Origin of the sequence: Streptomyces sp. NPDC005423 (assembly GCF_040606415.1) — a bacterium.
Lineage (GTDB): Bacteria > Actinomycetota > Actinomycetes > Streptomycetales > Streptomycetaceae > Streptomyces.
In genome coordinates, this window is record NZ_JBEXET010000070.1 from 1 (window position 1) to 15809 (window position 15809).

Genomic DNA, 15809 nt, shown 5'->3' on the forward strand with positions numbered 1-15809 from the left:
CTCCATGCGCACCATGACCCGCATGGGGCAGCCCGTCCTGGACGAACTCGGCACCCCGACAGCGGCCTGACGGCCGGCCCCAGCTACCGTCTGTCGCCGGCCGGACGGCCCGGCCTCACTTCGACCGTCTTTCGCCGGTCCGACGGCCCGGCCTCACTTCAGGTGCCGGCCGAAGAACCGGCACGTGTCCTCCAGCTCGAACCACGGGGTACCGGTGTGTCCGCCCAGGTTGGCGTGGAGCGTCTTCTCCTTGCTGCCGAAGGCGTCGAACAGGTCCAGGGCCCGTTGCCGGGGGTTGCCCTCGTCGTCCCACTGCACCAGGAGCAGCAGCGGAACGGTGACCTGCCGGGCCTCCTCGCGCTGGGCGCGGGGCACGTAACCTCCGGCGAAGAGACCGGCGGCCGCGATGCGTGGCTCGGTCACCGCCAGCCGGATGCCGACGGCGGTCCACCCCGAGTACCCGACCGGGCCGCCGATCTCGGGCAGCGCCAGGAGGGCGTCCAGGGTGGTCCGCCAGTCCGGGACCGCGTTCTCGACCAGCGGGCCGATGAAGGACTCGAAGATCTCGTCGACCGGCTCGCCCGCCCGCATCGCCCGGCGGAGGTCGGCGCGGGCCCGCTCGTCGGCGGCGGGGCGGGGCCGGTCGCCGCAGCCGGCGGCGTCGATGGTGGCCACCGCGTAGCCGCGCGCCGCGGTGTACCGGGCCCGGGCCACCAGCCGGGGTTCCCTCTGGGGCAGGCCGTTGTTGTGGGCCATCAGGATCAGCGGGGCCGGTGCGGCGGACGCGGGCGTCCACAGGGTGCCCGGGATCTCGCCGAGGGTGAACTCGCGTTCCAGGACGCCGTCGTCGAGGCGTTGTCCGGGGGTGAGGTGCATGGTCGTGCCTTTCGGGAGGGCTGTGAACGGCGCTCCCGGACGACCTGTCTAACGTCCGACCGTGACCCCGCAGGAGAGCACCCATGTCGATACTGCGTTCACGGGTACCACCTCCTCGTTCTCTCGCACGGCCTCCGGAAAAGTAGCAGTGGCCGCCGTGGTCCGCCAACGGCTTTTCCCCGAGGGCTTTGTGGGCGGACGCCACGGAGCCACTCGTCCGGGGGTCGGAGCCGGAGCGGCTTGTCAACCCGCTTTATAGGTAGGGGAGTTGGTCACTCCTCCGGCGTCGCCAGCTCCTCCGGCGGCACCACGGCGACCGGGCTCGCGGCGTGCAGCAGGACCGCCCGGGTGACGGAGCCCATCAGGCGCGCGGGGGCGAGCAGTCGGCGCCGGTGGCGGCCCACGACGACGAGTTCGGCGTCCCGGGAGGCGGCGACGAGATGACCGGCCGCGTCGCCGGGAGCCACGTAGGGGTCGATCCGGACGTCGGGGTGACGCTTGCCGTGTGCGCCGACGATGCCCTCGACGAGGGTGCGGGTCTCGTCCTCGACGGTGTCCTGGTCGATGGTCGGCGGGACGAGTTCGCCGGGCGCCGCCCAGCTCTGGAGCGGCCACGGATAGGCGGCGACCACCTGGAGCCGGGCCGCGCGCAGCTCCGCCTCGGCGATGGCGAAGGCGAGGGTGGTCTCGTCGGGGTTGTCGACGTGCAGGCCGACGACCACCCGGGGGCCGGGCTCGGCCGGTCCCTCGCCGTGCACCTCGCGGCCGGGCGGGGGCACCACGACGACCGGGCACCGCGCGTCCTGGGCCGCCGCCATGCCGTTGGAGCCGAGCAGCAGACTGACGAAGCCGCCGCGGCCCCGGGAGCCGAGCACCAACAGCTGTGCGTCGGAGCCGAGTTGGGGAAGCAGGTCAGCGGAGACCCCCGACAGGCCCAGGTACTCCGCGGCCGGCCGGTCGGGGTGTTCCGCCACCCGGGCGCGGGCCCGTGCGAGCACCTGGTCCTCGTCCGGGCCGGAGGAGACGGCGCCGGGTTCGTCGGGCCGGGTCCGCACGGAGGGCTGCTGTACGTGCACCACCCGCAGCGGTGCGGCGCGCCCGCGGGCGGCGTCGAGGGCCCAGTCCAGGGCGCGCAGGCTGTCGTCGGAGCCGTCGACCGCCGCGATGACCGGCAGGGTGCTCATGGGTTCCTCATCTTCCGCAGTACGGCCTTCCCCCTCCGGGGCCAGCCTCGCTCAGCGAGGGACTCCAGAAGGGCACTCAAGGTCGCGTGTCCGGAATAACGGAGGTCACACCCCCGGATCGGCCCGTCGGCGCGGGCCGGCGGTCCGCGGGTCACGTCAGATCGAACTCCCCTTCCCGCGCCCCCGACACGAACGCGCCCCATTCGGCGGGCGTGAAGATCAGGGAGGGGCTCTCCGGGCGGCCGCTGTTGCGCATCGCGATGAATCCCTCGACAAAGGCGATCTGGACATCCCCCAGGCCCCGGCTGCTCGAATGCCAGTCGGCGTCACTGAGGTTCAGCTCCGGCTTGTCCCAGCCCGCAAGCGGGTGCTGCTGGATGGTGCTCTCGGCCACGTCCGTGCTCCTCCCGATCTCGTCGTCCGCGGCCAGCCTAGCGATCGGCTTTGGATGCCAACAGGCCACGTGAGGGGGACCTTTCAGGAGTCGGGAGGTTCGCTGCCCACCAGCCACATGGAGAAGAACTGGGAACCGCCGCCATAGGCGTGACCGAGCACCCGCCGGGCGCCCTCCACCTGGTGTTCTCCGGCCTGGCCGCGGACCTGGAGGGCCGCTTCGGCGAAGCGGATCATGCCCGAGGCGCCGATCGGATTGGCCGACAGGACCCCTCCTGACATGTTCACGGGGAGGTCGCCGTCGAGTTCGGTCACCCCGGACTCGGTGAGCTTCCAGCCGCCGCCCTCCTCGGCGAACCCCAGGTTCTCCAGCCACATCGGCTCGTACCAGGAGAACGGCACGTACATCTCGACGGCGTCGATGTCCCGGCGGGGGTCGGCGATGCCCGCCTGCCGGTAGACGTCGGCCGCGCAGTCCTTGCCGGCCTGCGGGGACACGCAGTCCTTGCCGGCGAAGAGCGTGGGTTCGCTCCGCATGGCGCCGCCGTGCATCCAGGCGGCCGGGCGGGGCGCGCGGGCCGCCCCGGCCCGGTCGGTGAGGACCATCGCGCAGGCGCCGTCCGAGGAGGGGCAGGTCTCGGAGTACCGGATCGGGTCCCACAGCATGGGCGAGGACTGGACCTTCTCCAGGGTGAGGTCGTGCTCGTGGAGGTGCGCGTAGGGGTTCTTCAGCGCGTTGCGCCGGTCCTTGTACGCCACCAGGGAGCCGACCGTGTCGGGTGCGCCGGTGCGCCGCATGTAGGCGCGCACATGGGGGGCGAAGAAGCCGCCCGCACCGGCGAGCAGCGGCTGCTGGAAGGGGATCGGCAGGGAGAGTCCCCACATGGCGTTGGACTCGGACTGCTTCTCGAAGGCGAGGGTGAGGACCGTGCCGTGCACGCGGGCCGCGACGAGATTGGCGGCGACCAGGGCCGTCGATCCGCCGACCGAGCCGGCGGTGTGCACCCGCAGCATGGGCTTGCCCACGGCACCCAGCGCGTCGGCGAGGTACAGCTCGGGCATCATGACGCCTTCGAAGAAGTCGGGCGCCTTGCCGATCACCACGGCATCGATGTCGGCCCAGTCCAACTCGGCGTCGTCCAGGGCCCGTCGGGCGGCCTCGCGGACGAGTCCCGCGATCGACACGTCCCGGCGCGCGGCGACGTGCTTGGTCTGGCCGATGCCTACGACGGCCACGGGCTCCTTGCTCATCGCGGATCCCCTTCGAGTACGGCGACCAGGTTCTGTTGCAGACAGGGGCCGGACGTGGCGTGGGCGAGGGCCCGGTCGGACTCGCCCCGGTGGATACGGGCGGCGGCCTCGCCGATGCGGATGAGCCCGGCGGCCATCACCGGGTTGGCGGCGAGGGCGCCCCCGGAGGGGTTGACGCGCACGCTGTCGTCGAGCCGCAGCGCCTTGCGCAGCACGATCTCCTGGGAGGTGAAGGGGGCGTGCAACTCAGCGGTGTCGACGGGCCGTTCGAAGGCTCCGGCCTTCTCGGCGGCCAGCCGCGCGGACGGTGAGTCGGTCAACTCCCGTACGCCCAGGCCGTGTGCCTCGATACGGTGGTCGATGCCCCGGATCCAGGCGGGCCGTGCGCACAGGGCGCGGGCCCGGTCGCCGGCCGCGAGGATCACGGCGGCGGCCCCGTCGCCGACCGGCGGGCAGTCGCCGGTGCGCAGCGGCCGTACGGCGTAGTCGCCGTGCGGTACCGAACCGCGGAGCTGGGCATGGGAGTTGGCGCTCGCGTCGGTTCTGCTGCGGGCCGCCACGGCGGCGAGGGCGGGTTCGTCGGTGTCGCCGGCGTCGATGAGGGCCCGCGCCTGGAGGGCGGCGAGCGCGACGGAGTCCGGCCAGAGGGGGGCGACGTAGTACGGGTCGAGCTGCCGGGTGAGGACGTCGCGCACCGAGCCGGGTGAGCATTTTCCGTACGAGTAGACGAGCGCGGTGTCCGCGTCGCCGGTCAGGAGTTTGGTCCAGGCCTCGTACAGCGCCCAGGCGCCGTCCATCTCGACGTGCGACTCCGAGATCGGCGGCCAGGCGCCGACCCCGTCGAGGGCGAGGGTGAAGGAGAAGGCGCGGCCCGCGAGGTAGTCGCTGGAGCCGGAGCAGGTGAAGCCGATGTCGGCGGTCTTCAGCCCGGTCTGTTCGAGCACGCCGTGCAGGACCGGCATGAGCATCTCCACCTCGGAGAGCTCGTCGGTGGTGCGGCGGTGGTCGGTCTGCGCGAAGGCGACGACGGCGATCTCACGCGTCACAGCAGCTCCTTGTAGGCGTCGTAGTCGGCGTCCGGTTCGCCGGTGGGCCGGTAGTGGTCCGGATACCGGCCGCCCTCGGTCCACACCGCCTCCACGCGCAGCCCCATCCGCACCTGGTCGTAGGGGATGCCGCCGATGCGTCCGTGCAGCGCGAGGCCGGCTCCGTCGAGGGCGATGTGCGCGTAGACGTACGGGACGTCGATGTCGAGGTTCTTCGCCTTGATGTTGACGATGCAGAACGTGGTGACGGTGCCGCGCGGACCGACCTCGACCTGTTCGGCCGTGGCGATACCGCAGGTGGGGCAGGCGCCCCTGGGCGGGACGTACACCTTCCGGCAGGAGGGGCAGCGTTCGCCGACGGTGCGGCGTTCGGAGAGCGCCTGGATGTAGGCGGACTGGGCGCGGCCCGGCGAGTAGACGTAGTCGAGGCGGGCGGGCGCGACGATGCCGGTGACCATGTTCTCGAACTCGCCGCTGTGCTGGCTGAGTTGACCGGGGGCTTCGGCCGCGTCGCTCTCGTACGGTTCGAAGCAGGCGATGTCGGTGATGGCCCCGCTGCGACTCCCGGCCCAGCGGACGCGGACGCGCAGGCCGGTGCGCACGGCGTCGGGGCCCGGTGCGTCGAGGGCGTGCAGCAGGGCGGTGTCGGCGCCGTCGAGCCGGACGAGGACCCAGGCGAAGGGCGTGTCCAGGGGCTGGCCGCGCCGGGGCTGGTGGTTCCAGGCCCAGGTGGTGACCGTGCCGGTGGGGGCGACCTCCACCAGGTCACGGAGTTCTTCGGCGGTGACGGGGTCGTACTCGACGGGGGGTACGAGGGTGCGGCCGTCGCCGGTCCGCACGCCGAGCACGACCTGTTCGCGCAGGCCGGTGAGGAAGGCGCTCTGGACCGGGCCGAGGGAGCGGGTGAAGGGGAACTCGACGATCAGCGGGGCTCTGAGGACTTCGGGCACGGCGTCTCCTCACTGTCCGGGGACCGCGCCTCGGGGGGCGCGGGCGGTGACCTCTGCGGCTCGGGGCGGAGCGGTTACGCGCGCCGGTAGACGGGCGGCCGTTTCTCCGCGAAGGCGCGGGCGCCTTCCTTGGCGTCGGCGGTGTCGAAGACGGGCCAGCCGCGCTTCAGTTCGGCGGCGAGTCCCTCGGTCTCGGTCAGTCCCGCGGTCTCGTACACCGACGCCTTGACCGCCTCGACGGCCAACGGGCCGCAGGCGTTGATCTGTTCGGCGATCTCCAGCGCCTTGGCGAGCGCCGTGCCGTCGGGCACGACATGTCCGACGAGGCCGATGCCGGCGGCTTCCCGGGCGGTGTAGGAGCGGCCGGTGAGCAGCATCTCCAGGGCGTGGGTGCGCGGGATCTGGCGTTGCAGCCGGACCGTGGAGCCGCCGATCGGGAAGAGGCCGCGTCGGACCTCGAAGAGCCCGAAGGTGGCGGACTCGGCGGCGACCCGGATGTCGGTGCCCTGGAGGATCTCGGTGCCGCCGGCCACGCAGTACCCCTCGACGGCGGCGATCACCGGCTTGCGGGGGCGGTGGTGGCGCAGCATCGCCTTCCAGTGCAGGTCCGGGTCGGCCGTGAGCCGCTCCCGGTACTCCTCGCCCGCCATGCCCTTGCCCGCCAGGGCCTTCAGATCCATTCCGGCGCAGAACGCGCCGCCCGCGCCGGTCAGGACGACCGAGCGGACCGTGTCGTCGGCGTCGGCGTCGAGCCAGCCGTCGTAGAGGCCGACGAGCATCGGCAGGGAGAGTGCGTTCCTGGCCTCCGGCCTGTTGAGCGTGAGTACCACCGTGGCGCCTTCGCGCCGCACGGTGAGGTGTTCCGTCCCACCCATCGTGTTCTCCCGTCGCCGTGCCGCCTCCGGAACGAGAACAGGTTGCAGGAGCCGCCCGGCCAGTACAAGAGGTTTCTGACAGACAGTCAGATTCTTTCTGCGCGGCCCCTTCCCACTTGTGGCGCCGTTTGCTCTGATGACCGGCGAACCGACCGATACGAGGCACGCCCCGGGGTCAGGAGGAGCGGTGGAGTACAACCTTGCCGACCTGTTCGAGTCGGTCGTCGACGCGGTGCCCGACCGCGAGGCGCTCGTCCACCTCGACCACCCGGGCACCGGCGCGGAACGCCGCCTGACCTACGCCGAGTTGGACGCGGCGGCGAACCGGATCGCCCATCACCTGATCGACCGCGGGATACGGCCGGGCGAGCACCTCGGCCTCCACCTCTACAACGGCGTCGAGTACCTCCAGACGGTGCTCGGCTGCCTGAAGGCACGGGTGGTGCCGGTCAACGTCAACTACCGTTACGTCGAAGAGGAGTTGGTTTACCTCTATCGGGACGCGGATGTGGTGGCGCTGGTCTTCGACGCGGAGTTCACCGAGCGGGTGGCGGCCTCGCTGCCCCGGACGGAGAAGCTGCGGCACCTGGTGCGCGTCGGGGCGGCGGAGCCGGGGGCGCCGGACGTGGCCGCCGTGCCGTTCGCGGAGGCGGAGGCCGCCGGTTCGCCGGAGCGCGGGTTCCCGGCCCGCTCCGGCGACGACCAGTTCATCATCTACACCGGTGGCACCACCGGGATGCCCAAGGGCGTGATGTGGCGCCAGGAGGACCTGTTCTTCTCGGGGCTCGGCGGCGGCGCGCCGACCGGTGAGCCGGTGCGCAGGCCGGAGGAGCTCGCCGAGCGGGTCGCGGCCGGCGGCTCCGGGCTCACCTTCTTCCCCACTCCCCCGCTGATGCACGGCACCTCCACCCTGACCGCGTTCATCGGCTTCGGCTTCGGCCAACGCGTCGTGCTCCACCGCAAGTTCGTGCCCGAAGAGGTGTTGCGGACGGTGGCGAAGGAGAAGGTCACCAGCATGTCGCTGGTCGGCGACGCGATGCTGCGACCGCTGATCGACGCGCTCGACGGGCCGATGAAGGGGACCGACTGCTCCTCGCTGTTCACCGTCTCGTCGTCGGGCGCGATCATGTCGGAGACGGTCCGCGAGCAGTTCCAGGCCCTCGTCCCCCACGTGCTGCTGCTCAACAACTTCGGCTCCTCCGAGTCCGGCTTCAACGGCACCGCGACGGCGGACTCCGGCCCCGAGCGGGGCTTCCGCATCCGGGTCAACTCCCGTACGCAGGTCGTCGATCCGGCCACGTACGAGCCGGTGGCCGTCGGCGAGGTCGGGCGGGTCGCCCAGTGCGGTCACGTACCGCTCGGCTACTACAACGACCCGGCGAAGACCGCCGACACCTTCTTCCAGAAGGACGGCCTGCGGTGGGTGCTGCTCGGCGACATGGCCACGGTCGACGAGGACGGCGTCGTGACCGTCCTGGGCCGGGGCTCGCAGTGCATCAACACCGGTGGCGAGAAGGTGTATCCGGAGGAGGTCGAGCAGGCGCTCAAGTCCCACCCGGACGTGTACGACGCACTGGTGGCGGGAGTGCCGGACGCGACGTGGGGCAACCATGTGGCGGCCGTCGTCCAGCTGCGCGCGGGTGCGGCCCCGCCGTCCCTGGAGGACATCCGGACGCACTGCCGCTCCCGCCTCGCCGGGTACAAGATCCCGCGCCAGCTGGTCATCGCCGACGCCATCCAGCGCTCCCCCAGCGGCAAGGCCGACTACCGGTGGGCGCGGGAGGTGGCGGCGTCGGCTGACGGGTGACGGACGAGGGCCGGGGAAGGACGACGACCGGTCCGCCGGTGAAAAAGGTCGGCAGACCTCTTGCCCGCGCCGGGGTGGCCTGAATTACTGATCCCGAACGGCACGACCGAATGATCGGTCGTCCGGAATGTACTCGGGTGAGGAGAGTGCCGATGGCGGGCGCGGCGGAGCTGCTGGACTCGGGGGAACGGCTCGACCCGGACGGGCTGCGGGCCCTGCAACTGGAGCGGCTGCGGAGCTCACTGCGGCACGCCTACGAGAACGTGCCTTTCTACCGGCACTCCTTCGACCGGGCGGGGGTGCGCCCCGACGACTGCCGCTCGCTCGCCGACCTCGCCCGCTTCCCCTTCACCACCAAGGCGGACCTGCGGGAGAACTACCCGTACGGCATGTTCGCCGTCCCCCGCGAGCGTGTCCGCCGGCTCCACGCGTCGAGCGGCACCACCGGACGCCCCACGGTGGTCGGCTACACGGACAACGACCTCTCCCTGTGGGCGGACATGGTGGCCCGCTCGATCCGCGCGGCGGGCGGCAGACGCGGTGACATCGTCCATGTCGCCTACGGTTACGGGCTGTTCACCGGTGGCCTGGGCGCGCACTACGGAGCCGAACGGCTGGGCTGTACGGTCGTCCCGGCGTCCGGGGGCATGACGGCCCGTCAGGTCCAGCTGATCCAGGACCTCCGGCCGCGGGTCATCATGGTGACCCCCTCGTACATGCTGGCGCTGCTCGACGAGTTCGAACGGCAGGGCGTCGACCCGCGCGGAACCTCCCTGCGGGTGGGGGTGTTCGGGGCGGAGCCCTGGACCGAAAGCATGCGCGCGGAGATCGAGGAGCGGTTCGCGATCGACGCGGTGGACCTCTACGGGCTCTCGGAGGTGATCGGTCCGGGGGTGGCGCAGGAGTGCGTGGAGACCAAGGACGGGCTGCACATCTGGGAGGACCACTTCTTCCCGGAGGTCGTCGACCCCGTCACGGGCGAGGTGCTCCCGGAGGGCGAGAAGGGCGAGCTGGTCCTCACCTCGCTCACCAAGGAGGCCATGCCGGTGATCCGTTACCGCACCCGGGACCTGACCCGGCTGCTGCCCGGCACCGCCCGGGTCTTCCGGCGGATGGAGAAGATCACCGGCCGCAGCGACGATCTGGTGATCCTGCGCGGGGTGAACCTGTTCCCCACCCAGATCGAGGAGATCGTCCTGCGCACCCCGGGCGTCGCGCCCCACTTCCAGCTGCGGCTGACCCGCGAGGGCCGGCTCGACGCGCTCACCGTACGGGCGGAGGCGCGACCCGACGCCACTGACGGGGTCCGGGAGGCGGCGTCCCGTGCCATCGCGGCCGCCGTGAAGGACGGCATCGGCGTGTCCGTGACGGTCGAGATCGTCGCACCGGAGTCCCTGGAGCGGAGCGTGGGCAAGATCCGGCGGATCGTGGACCTGCGCCCGCGCTGACGCCCGGGCCGGTCCGCCTCAGTCGCGCGGGCCGAACCGCTTCCTCAGTTCACGCTTGAGGATCTTCCCGCTGGCGTTGCGCGGCAGCTCGTCCACGAACAGCACCCGCTTGGGTGCCTTGAAGTGGGCGAGCTTCTCACGTACGTGGTCCAGGAGTTGGGCCTCGGTGACCTCGCCGCGCGGGACGACGACCGCGGTGACGGCCTCGATCCAGCGGTCGTCGGGCAGCCCGATCACCGCGACCTCGGCGACGCCGTCATGGGTGTAGAGCGCGTCCTCGACCTGGCGGGAGGCGACCAGGACGCCACCGGAGTTGATGACGTCCTTCACCCGGTCGACGACGGTGAAGAAGCCGTGCGCGTCCCGTACCGCGAGATCGCCGGAGTGGAACCAGCCGTCCCGGAAGGCGTCGGCGGTCTCCTCGGGCTTCTCCCAGTAGCCCTCGCACAACTGCGGGGAGCGGTAGACGACTTCACCGGTCGTGCCGTCGGGCACCTCCTCGCCGCCCTCGTCCACCACCCGGGCGTCCACGAAGAGCACGGGCCGGCCGCAGGAGTCGAGGCGGCCCTTGTGCTCGTCGGGTCCCAGGACCATGGCGAGCGGGCCGATCTCGCTCTGCCCGAAGCAGTTGTAGAACGCGAGCTTCGGCAGCCGCTCACGCAGCCGCTCCAGGACGGGCACCGGCATGATCGAGGCCCCGTAGTACGCCTTGCGCACTCCGCTCAGGTCGCGGGTCGTGAAGTCGGGGCGGTTCGCCAGCCCGATCCACACGGTGGGCGGCGCGAACAGGCTGTCCACGCGCCCGGCCTCGATCAGGTCGAAGAGGAGGTCCCCGTCCGGCGCGTCGAGGATGAGGTTGGTCGCGCCGACGGCGAGGTAGGGCAGCAGGAAGACATGTGTCTGCGCCGAGTGGTACAGCGGCAGCGCGTGCGCGGGCCGGTCACCGGCGCTCAGGTCGAGCGCCGTGATCGCGCTCAAGTACTCGTGCACCAGGGCCCGGTGGCTCATCATGGCGCCCTTGGGCAGCGCGGTCGTGCCCGAGGTGTAGAGCAACTGCGCCAGGTCCTCGGTGCGCGGCTCGGGCCCGTCGTACGGCGTGGCCGACGCCAGCCGGGCCAGCAGCGCGTCGTCCGCGTCCCGCAGCGGCAACGTCCGTACGCCGTCCGGGAGTCGGCCGGTGAGAGCGGGGTCGGCGAGGACGAGCGCGCTGCCGGACTGGCCGACGATGTAGGCGAGGTCGTCGCCGGTCAGGTTCTGGTTGACCGGCACGTGCACGAGTCCCGCGCGGGCGCAGGCGAGGAAGCCGATGAGGTAGGCGTCGGAGTTGTGGCCGTAGGCGCCGACCCGGTCGCCCGGTTCGAGCCCCTCCCCGAGCAGCACGCTCGCCGCCCGGGAGACGGCGTCGTCCAGTTCCCCGTACGTCCACGTGCGGTCGCGGTACTCGACCGCCACCCGCGCGGGGGTACGCCGGGCGCTGCGTCGCAGCACCCCGTCCACGGTGCTGCCTTGTCCGGGCGTCATGACACATGATCCTCGGGCCGCCGCCGGGGCAGGTCAAGCCGGACGGCCGGCACCGGACCGCTCACATCTGCCGGGTGCGACCCTCCCAGTAGGGGTCCCGCAGCCGTCGTTTGTAGAGTTTGCCGTTGGGGTCGCGGGGCATCTCGGTGATGAAGTCGACGCTCTTGGGCCGCTTGTAGCCGGCGAGCTGTCCGGCGCAGTGGTCCAGGAGGGCCGTGGCGAGGGCGGCGCCGGGTTCGTGGCCGGGCGCCGGTTCGACGACGGCCTTGACCTCCTCGCCCCAGTCGTCGTGCGGGATGCCGAAGGCGGCGGCGTCGGCGACGGCGGGGTGGGCGAGCAGGACCGACTCGATCTCGGCGGGGTAGATGTTGACGCCGCCCGAGATGATCATGTCGATCTTGCGGTCGCGGAGGAAGAGGTAGCCGTCCTCGTCGAGGTAACCCAGGTCGCCGACGGTGAAGAAGTCGCCGATGCGGTTCTTCGCCGTCTTGGCCTCGTCCCTGTGGTAGGAGAAGCCGCCGGTGTTCATCTTCAGGTAGACGGTGCCCAGTTCACCGGGCGGCAGCCGGTTGCCGTCGTCGTCGAAGACCGCGAGTTCGCTGATGGGCCACGCCTTGCCGACCGTGCCGGGCCTCTTCAGCCAGTCCTCGGCGGTCGCGAAGGCTCCGCCGCCCTCGCTCGCCGCGTAGTACTCCTCGACGCACGTGCCCCACCAGTCGATCATCGCCCGTTTCACGTGGTCGGGGCAGGGGGCGGCGCCGTGGATGGCGTGCCGCATGGACGAGACGTCGTAGCGCTCCCGTGTCCGCGCGGGGAGGGCGAGGAGGCGGTGGAACTGGGTGGGGACCATGTGGGTGTGGGTGCACCGGTGGGTGTCGATCGCGCGGAGCATCTCCTCGGGGCTCCACTTGTCCATCAGGACCAGTGGGTGCCCGATGTGCAGGCTCGCGCCCGCGAACTGGAGGACGGCCGTGTGGTAGAGCGGCGAGCAGACGAGGTGCACGTTGCCGTCGAACGGCCTGATGCCGAAGATGCCGAGGAAGCCGCCGAGATACGCCTCCTCGGGCGGCTTGCCGGACAGTGGGCGGCGGATGCCGCGCGGGCGGCCGGTGGTGCCCGAGGTGTAGTTCATGACCCAGCCGAGCGTGCGGTCCTCGGGCACCGACTCCGGCTGACCGTCGAGGAGTTCGGCGTACGGCCGGAACCCCTCGACCGGGCCGGCCGCGTACCGGTGGGTGACCGGCAGTCCCGCCGCGTCGGCGGCGTGCCGGGCCGGGCCCGCGAACCGTTCGTGCGCGATGAGCACCTTGGCCCCGGAGTCGGCGACGATCCAGGCGATCTCGGGTCCGACGAAGTGGTGGTTGACCGGGACGAGGTAGAACCCGGCCTGGGAGGCGGCCAGATAGGCCGTGAGGAACTCGACGCCGTTGGGCAGGACGACCGCGAAGGCGTCGCCGCGCGCGAGTCCGGCGGCGCGCAGTCCGTGGACGAGCCGGTTGGCCGCGGCGTGCAGCCGGCCGGCGGTCCACTCCTCGCCGTCGGGGGCGACGAGGACCGTACGCTCCGGGTCCGCGGTGGCCTGGGCCCAGAATCCGATGGGGGGTGTGGTCACGACTGACCGCTCCTTCCGGCGATGCGGTTGACGCGGTCGACGGCCTGCTCGAAGCCGCGGGTGAGGTCGTCGAAGACGGCCTGGACACTGCGTTCGCTGTTCATCCGGCCGACGATCTGGCCGACGGGGGTGCCGAGCAGGGGTTCGACCTCGTACTTCTGGATGCGGGACAGGGCCTCGGCGACCAGCAGGCCCTGGAGGGGCATGGGGAGGGTGCCGGGGCCGTCCGGGTCGTCCCAGGCGTCGGTCCACTCGGTGCGCAGCTGGCGGGCGGGTTTGCCGGTCAGGGCGCGGGAGCGGACGGTGTCGCCGGACCCGGCGGCGAGCAGTTTGCGGGTCACGGCGGTCGAGTGCAGGTCGGCCTCCGTGGTGGTCAGCCACAGCGAGCCCAGCCACACCCCCTGGGCGCCGAGACTGAACGCGGCGGCCACCTGCTGCCCGCTGCCGATGCCGCCGGCGGCCAGCACGGGCAGCGGGCCGACGGCGTCGACGACCTCGGGCGTCAGCACCATGGAGGCGATCTCTCCGGTGTGCCCGCCCCCCTCGTACCCCTGCGCGACGACGATGTCGATACCGCCCTCGGCGTGCTTGCGGGCGTGCCGGGCGCTGCCCGCGAGCGCGGCGACCAGGACGCCCCGGTCGTGGGCGCGGGCGACGACGTCGGGCGGCGGGGAGCCGAGGGCGTTGGCGAGCAGGCTGATCGGGTACTCGAAGGCGACGTCGAGCTGGGTGCGGGCGACCTGTTCCATCCACCCGGTGATGCGCCAGCCGGACACCTCGCCGTCGTCGAGTTCCGGCACGCCGTACTTGGCGAGGGTGTCGGTGACGAACCGCCGGTGCCCTTCCGGGATCATCGCCTCGACCTCGGCCTCGGTGACGCCCTCCACCTTCTTCGCGGGCATCACGACGTCCAGGCCGTACGGCCTTCCGTCGACGTGCGCCGCCAGCCAGTCGAGGTCGCGCTTGAGTTCGCCGGGATCGGTGTAGCGGACCGCGCCGAGCACTCCGAAGCCGCCGGCCCGGCTGATGGCCGCGGCGACGGCGGGGAACGGTGTGAAGCCGAATATGGCGTGCTCGACTCCGAGTCTCTTGCTCAACTCCGTCTGCATGGGCGCAGAATGCCGCACTTCTCCGGACGACGGAAGACTTTTTCTGATGGTCCGTCAGATTTCTGGCGGGGCCCGGCGGGCGGGGAGCGAGGTCCGGCCGGGCCCCGCCCTGTCACTCCGTCCCGTCACTCCGCCCCTTCACCCCGCGGCCGTCATCCGGCGCGCTCCTCCAGCACCGCCATCGCCGCGTTGTGTCCCGGCACCCCGCTCACCCCGCCGCCGCGCACCGCGCCCGCCCCGCACAGCAGCACGTTCGCGTGCCGGGTCTCCACGCCCCAGCGGCCGGCGCCCTCTTGGGCGTACGGCCAGGAAAGGTCGCGGTGGAAGATGTGGCCGCCGGGCAGCCCGAGGTCACGGTCCAGGTCGAGCGGTGTCCTGGCCTCGATGCACGGCCGGCCGTCCGCGTCGGCCGCCAGACAGTCCGCGAGCGGTTCGGCGAGGTGGGCGTCGAGCTGGGCGAGGGTCGACTTCAGGAGTTCCTCGCGTACGGCGTCGTTGTCGCGCTCGAAGAGCCGGGCGGGGGTGTGCAGACCGAAGAGGGTGAGGGTCTGGTAGCCGTCCTCGACGAGGTCGCGGCCGAGGATGGTGGGGTCGGTGAGGGTGTGGCAGTAGATCTCGGAGGGTGGCGTGTCGGGCAGTCCTCCGGCGGCGGCCTGGGCGTGCGCGGCGGCCAGTTGGCCGTACCCCTCGGCGATGTGGAAGGTCCCGGCGAACGCCTCGCGCGGGTCGACGGAGGAGTCGCGGAGCCGGGGCAGCCGTTTCAGGAGCATGTTCACCTTGAGCTGGGCGCCCTCGGCGGGCGCCGGAGGTGTGTCGCCGGTCAGTGCCGCCAGTTCCCTGGGCGCCGCGTTGACGAGGACGTGCCGGGCGTCGACCGTGCCCTCGCCGTCCGCCGTCCGGTAGGTGACCTGCGCGGAGCGGCCGTCGGTGTCGATCCGTACCGCCTCGTGGCCGGTCGCGAGGACGGCGCCCGCCGCGCGTGCGGCACCGGCCAGTGCGCCGGTGAGGGCGCCCATGCCGCCGACCGGGACGTCCCAGGCCCCGGTGCCGCCGCCGATCACGTGGTAGAGGAAGCAGCGGTTCTGGGCGAGCGCCGGGTCGTGGGCGTCGGCGAAGGTGCCGATGAGGGCGTCGGTGAGGACGACCCCGCGCACCAGGTCGTCGGCGAAGGTCTCCTCGATCGCCACGCCGATCGGTTCCTCGAAGAGGGTCCGCCAGGCGTCCTCGTCGTCGACGCGCCGGCGCAGTTCCTCGCGGGTGGGCAGCGGTTCGGTGAGCGTGGGGAAGACCCGCCCGGCGACGTGGCCGGTCATGCCGTAGAAGCGCTGCCAGGACTCGTACTCGCGGGTGCCGCCGGTCAGGCGGGCGAAGGCCTCGCGGGTGCGGCGCTCGCCGCCGCCGACGAGGAGGCCGGTGGGGCGCCCGTCGCGTTCCACGGGGGTGTACGACGAGACGGTGCGCCCGCGGACCCGGAAGTCGAGGTTCAGGTCCCGCACGATCTTCTTGGGCAGCAGGCTGACCAGGTAGGAGTACCGGGACAGCCGGGCGTCGACCCCGGCGAACGGGCGGGTCGAGACGGCGGCGCCGCCGGTGGCGGCCAGCCGTTCCAGTACCAGCACGGTCCGCCCGGCCCGCGCCAGGTAGGCGGCGGCGACCAGGCCGTTGTGGCCTCCTCCCACGATGACGGCGTCGTATGTCCGGTGTCCCTCGGGTGCGGCCATGGTTCTTGGTAACACG

Annotated in this window: 13 protein-coding genes; 2 read left to right on the forward strand and 11 right to left on the reverse strand. The window is 72.1% G+C overall.

Annotated elements, in window-relative coordinates:
- Positions 1–153: 153 nt before the first annotated feature.
- From ABZT12_RS37180 to ABZT12_RS37210, 7 genes are all read right to left on the reverse strand, one after another.
- Positions 154–876 (reverse strand): alpha/beta hydrolase, encoded by a 723-nt coding sequence (locus tag ABZT12_RS37180; protein WP_356393612.1) that lies wholly within the window; start codon positions 874–876, stop codon positions 154–156.
- Positions 877–1148: 272 nt separating this feature from the next.
- Positions 1149–2060 (reverse strand): universal stress protein, encoded by a 912-nt coding sequence (locus ABZT12_RS37185; RefSeq protein WP_356393615.1) that lies wholly within the window; start codon positions 2058–2060, stop codon positions 1149–1151.
- A gap of 151 nt (positions 2061–2211) precedes the next feature.
- Entirely contained in the window at positions 2212–2454 is a 243-nt protein-coding gene (locus ABZT12_RS37190; protein ID WP_356393618.1) for a DUF397 domain-containing protein, read from the reverse strand.
- Positions 2455–2537: 83 nt separating this feature from the next.
- Positions 2538–3704, reverse strand: a complete 1167-nt coding sequence (locus ABZT12_RS37195; RefSeq protein ID WP_356393621.1) for a thiolase domain-containing protein — start codon at positions 3702–3704, stop codon at positions 2538–2540.
- The gene (locus ABZT12_RS37200; RefSeq protein ID WP_356393624.1) at positions 3701–4750 is read right to left on the reverse strand and encodes a thiolase domain-containing protein; all 1050 of its coding nucleotides are present in this window, start codon (positions 4748–4750) and stop codon (positions 3701–3703) included. The genes ABZT12_RS37195 and ABZT12_RS37200 overlap by 4 nt, the downstream gene beginning before the upstream one ends.
- The gene (locus ABZT12_RS37205; protein ID WP_356393627.1) at positions 4747–5700 is read right to left on the reverse strand and encodes an OB-fold domain-containing protein; all 954 of its coding nucleotides are present in this window, start codon (positions 5698–5700) and stop codon (positions 4747–4749) included. The genes ABZT12_RS37200 and ABZT12_RS37205 overlap by 4 nt, the downstream gene beginning before the upstream one ends.
- A gap of 74 nt (positions 5701–5774) precedes the next feature.
- Entirely contained in the window at positions 5775–6575 is an 801-nt protein-coding gene (locus tag ABZT12_RS37210; RefSeq protein ID WP_356393630.1) for a crotonase/enoyl-CoA hydratase family protein, read from the reverse strand.
- A gap of 187 nt (positions 6576–6762) precedes the next feature.
- On the opposite strand from ABZT12_RS37210, the gene ABZT12_RS37215 reads away from it, so the two are divergent.
- Together ABZT12_RS37215 and paaK are read left to right on the forward strand one after the other, a co-directional pair.
- On the forward strand, positions 6763–8382 hold the full coding sequence (locus tag ABZT12_RS37215) for an acyl-CoA synthetase (RefSeq protein WP_356393633.1): 1620 nt from the start codon (positions 6763–6765) through the stop codon (positions 8380–8382).
- Positions 8383–8534: 152 nt separating this feature from the next.
- Positions 8535–9830, forward strand: coding sequence for a phenylacetate--CoA ligase PaaK (gene paaK / locus ABZT12_RS37220; RefSeq protein WP_356393636.1), 1296 nt, complete (start codon positions 8535–8537; stop codon positions 9828–9830).
- Between the two features lie 18 nt (positions 9831–9848).
- Here the strand turns inward: paaK and ABZT12_RS37225 are convergent, their stop codons facing one another.
- The 4 genes from ABZT12_RS37225 to ABZT12_RS37240 form a co-directional block, all read right to left on the reverse strand.
- Positions 9849–11351 carry an acyl-CoA synthetase gene (locus ABZT12_RS37225; protein WP_356393639.1) on the reverse strand — a complete coding sequence of 501 codons (1503 nt, stop codon included), beginning with the start codon at positions 11349–11351 and terminating at the stop codon, positions 9849–9851.
- Between the two features lie 61 nt (positions 11352–11412).
- Entirely contained in the window at positions 11413–12963 is a 1551-nt protein-coding gene (locus tag ABZT12_RS37230; protein WP_356393642.1) for an acyl-CoA synthetase, read from the reverse strand.
- On the reverse strand, positions 12960–14072 hold the full coding sequence (locus tag ABZT12_RS37235; RefSeq protein WP_356393645.1) for a nitronate monooxygenase family protein: 1113 nt from the start codon (positions 14070–14072) through the stop codon (positions 12960–12962). Before ABZT12_RS37235 ends, ABZT12_RS37230 begins: the two co-directional genes overlap by 4 nt.
- 152 nt (positions 14073–14224) lie before the next feature.
- Entirely contained in the window at positions 14225–15793 is a 1569-nt protein-coding gene (locus tag ABZT12_RS37240; RefSeq protein WP_356393648.1) for an NAD(P)/FAD-dependent oxidoreductase, read from the reverse strand.
- Between the last annotated feature and the right edge of the window lie 16 nt (positions 15794–15809).